Annotated in this window: 2 protein-coding genes; both read left to right on the top strand. The window is 68.1% G+C overall.

What is annotated here, in order from left to right; genetic code table 11:
• Positions 1–1689, top strand: a 1689-nt coding sequence (locus AC0MRV_RS20810) for a YDG domain-containing protein (protein ID WP_472766450.1), incomplete at its 5' end; no start/stop codon positions are given.
• Positions 1690–1727: 38 nt separating this feature from the next.
• Positions 1728–3847: hypothetical protein (locus AC0MRV_RS20805; RefSeq protein WP_472766449.1), on the top strand; the 2120-nt coding region annotated here is incomplete at its 3' end.

The raw sequence follows: 3847 nt of genomic DNA, 5'->3' as shown, positions 1-3847 counted from the left end.
GCGGTGATCCAACCCACCACCACCGCCGACATCACCGCCGCCCCGCTCACCGTTACTGGCGTGACCGCGGCCGACCGCGCCTACGACGGCACCACCGTCGCCGCGCTGGACACCAGCTCGGCCGCCCTGGCCGGCAAGGTCTCCGGTGATGACGTGGGCCTCGACACGAGCTCGGCCGCCGGCGCCTTCGCCGACGCCGACATCGGCGCGGCCAAGACGGTCACTGTCTCCGGCCTGGCCCTCACCGGCACCACCGCCGCCAACTACACCCTCACTCAACCCGAGACCACCGCCGACATCACCGCCAAGGAACTGACCGTCACCGGTGTCACCGCCGCCAACAAGGTCTACGACGGCAATGCCACCGCGACCCTCGACACCGACTCCGCCGCTCTGGTTGGCGTGGTCGGCAGTGAGGACGTGACCCTGGACAAGGCCAGTGCCGCCGGCGCCTTCGCCGACGCATCCGTCGGCACCACGAAGACCGTTACCGTCTCGGGCCTCGCCCTGGCCGGCGCCGACACTGGCAACTACACCCTCACGCAGCCGGCCACCACGGCCGACATCACCGCGGCCACGATCACCGTCACCGGGATCACCGCCCAGGACAAAGTCTATGACGCGGGCGTCGCCGCCACGCTCGATTACTCGGGCCTGGGCTACACCGGCATCGTCGGTTCCGACGACGTGAGCCTGGATCAAGGCAGCGTCACCGCGACCTTCGCCGACAAGGCGGTGGGCACGGCCAAGGCTGTCACCCTGTCCGGCTCCGCCCTCACCGGCGCGGCGGCGGGCAACTACAGCCTCACGATGCCGAGTGGCCTCTCGGCCGACATCACCGCGGCCGAGCTGACCCTGCCCGGCCTGGCCATCACGGCAAAAGCCTACGACGGCAACACCACGGCGACCCTGGACAACTCCGGCGGCAGCCTCAGCGGTATCCAAGGCTCCGATACCGTGACGCCCGACTACGGCAGCGTCACCGTCGCCTATGACACCGCCGATGTCGGCACCGGCAAGGCCATCACCCTGACCGGGCTCGCCCTTAGCGGCGCCGATGCGGCCAACTACTCCCTCACCCAGCCGGTCCTCACCGGCGACATCACCGCGGTGCTGGTCACCGTCACGGCCGATGCTATCAATCGCCCCTACGGTGACGAAAACCCCACCCTCACCTACAGCTACGCCGGCTTCGTCAACGGTGAGGACGAGGCGGTGGTCACCGGCACGCCGGTGCTCACGACCGACGCCACCCGGATCAGCGCGATTGGGGGATACACCACCACGGTCGACGTCAGCCCGCTCACGGCCACCAACTACACCTTCACCGGTCAGAACGCCGCCTTCACCGTGACCTCCGGCTACCACTTCGGTGACACCGACCGCGACTACCAGATCTCCCTCTCGGAGCTGTTGCGCATGATCGAACTCTACAACACCCGGGTCGGCACCCGCCGCACCGGCGATTACCGCTCGAACGATGAGACCACCGATCGCTACGAACCGGGCGCGGGGACCCGAATACTCCCCCACACCGCCGACTCCAATGGCGATGGACAAATCAGCCTCTTGGAGCTGACCCGCATCATCGAACTCTACAACGCCCGCGCGGGCTCCGCGCGCACCGGCGACTATCACTACGACCCGGCCACCGAGGACGGCTTCGCCCCCGGTCTGGGCGATCGCTGAAAACCCGGAACGAAACCCAAGAACCTGATACGATTCCCATGAAACTCTCCGTTCTCACCGCGTTCCTGCTCAGCACCGCCGCCCTCTTCGCCGGGGCCCTGCCGATCACGGCGCCCACGCCCACCGCCACCCTGGAGCTGACCGCCAGTTCCGATGAAACCTTCACCAGTGGCGGCATGCTGACCTTCACGGCCACCGCCGCGGATTATCCGGCCAACACCACGGCTTTGGCGTGGGCGGTGACCGTGCCCTCCGGCTGGTCCTACCTCTCCGGCACCGGCGAGGTCAGTGTCACCCCGGGCGTCGGCACCACCGACCTCCTGGAGTGGGCCTACTTCGATATCCCCGAAGGCTCGGCCTCCTTCACCTTCACCGTCAGCTACCCGGCCGGCATCACCATCGACACCGAGGTCACCGCCGAGGTCATCATCCGCACCGAGGACACCGCCACCGCGACCACCCTGCCGGTCGATCCGGTCGCCTTTACCCCGGCGCCCAGCCTGGCCAACACCATCACCTTCCAAGCCATCGGCAACAAGCGCGCCAACGACGGCTCGTTTACCTTGGCCGCCACCAGCACCTCCGGTCTGCCCATCACCTACACGGTGGTCTCCGGTCCCGCGCTGATCTCCGGCAACACGGTCACCCTCACCGGTGCGACGGGAACCGTCGTCATCCGCGCCGCCCAGGCCGGCGACCTGTATTACGTGCCCGCCGACTCGGTCACCCAGAGCTTCGACGTCGTGCCGGCCGGTCCCCTGATCTACTTTGGCACCACCTCCAACGGCACCGAGTTTGCCGTGCAGATCCCCGCGGGCAAGACCACCGGCACCCTCTTTGGGCAGATCAGCGCCACCGGTCAGTATTACATCCTCACCTTCCAGGTGCAGCCCGACAACACCGTCACGGCCACCAGCCTGCAGATCTTGGGCAACCCCACCACCGCGGCCGCCTCCCTTGCCTTCCACTCCCTGCGCAAGCAACTCGGGGCCGATCAACCCAAGCAGAGCGCCGCCGATCTGGCCTACACCTTCACTGGCTCGATTGCCAACGGCACCCTCAACCTGCAGATCGCCGAACTCGGGGTCACCCTCACCGGCAGCCTCGAGCCGGCGGACGGTCCCACCGCGCCCCTGGCCGGCCTGTATGAATCCTCCTCGCTCAACTCGGCGAGCGGCACCACCACCTCCATCGTCGGCACCACCGGCAAGGTCTACGTGATCGCCATCACGCCCTCGATTGTCAGTGGCGGCAGCGGCGCCATCGCCACCAACGGCACCTTCAGCATCACCACCGCCCAAAACCTGACCATCAACGGCAACGTCGACGCGCCCTCCACCACCGTCACCGGCACCATCGTATTGCCCAGTGGCGAGGAGGACGACTTTGCCGGACTCTCCACCGACACCGTGCGCACCGATCGCCTGATCAACCTCTCCACCCGCGCCGGCATCACCAGCGCCGGCGGTAACCCGCTCATCTCGGGCTTCGTCATCGGAGGCACCCAGCCCAAGCGCGTGCTCCTGCGCGCCGTCGGTCCCTCGCTGGCCGACTACGGCATCACCGGGCCCGCCGCCGACCCGCGCCTGACCCTCTTCGCCGCCGACGGCAGCCAGATCGCCACCAACGACAACTGGGGCGCCGACGCCAACGCCGCCATGGCCACCACCGTCACCGGCGCCTTCCCCCTGCCCGACGGCAGCCTCGACGCCGCCCTGGTCACCGAACTCGAACCCGGCGCCTACACCATGCACGTCAACAACGCCGGCGCCGCCGGGGTGGCCATTGCCGAAATCTACGACGCCTCGGAAAACCCCAACTCCGAATACCAACGCCTGATCAACATCTCCTCCAGCGGTGACGTCGCCGGCGGCGAACAGGTCCTGGTCGGCGGCTTCGTCGTCACCGGCAACAGCCCCAAGCGCATCCTCGTGCGCGGCATCGGCCCCGGCCTCGCCGCTCACGGCGTCACCGGCGTCCTCATCGATCCTCAGATCAAGGTCTTCAACGCCGACAAACAAGTCGTCGCCGCCAACAACGACTGGCAGACCCCGACCCCGGTCTTTGCCGGCCAGCGCACCGCCACCGCCGCCGAGATCACCACCGCCAACTCCACCGTCGGCGCCTTCGCCCTCGAGGACGGCACCAAGGACGCCGG

It is taken from the genome of Actomonas spartinae, from assembly GCF_051209155.1.
GTDB lineage: Bacteria > Verrucomicrobiota > Verrucomicrobiia > Opitutales > Opitutaceae > Actomonas.
Note: the sequence above shows the minus strand (reverse complement) of the source record. Positions and strands in the feature narration are given on the sequence as shown.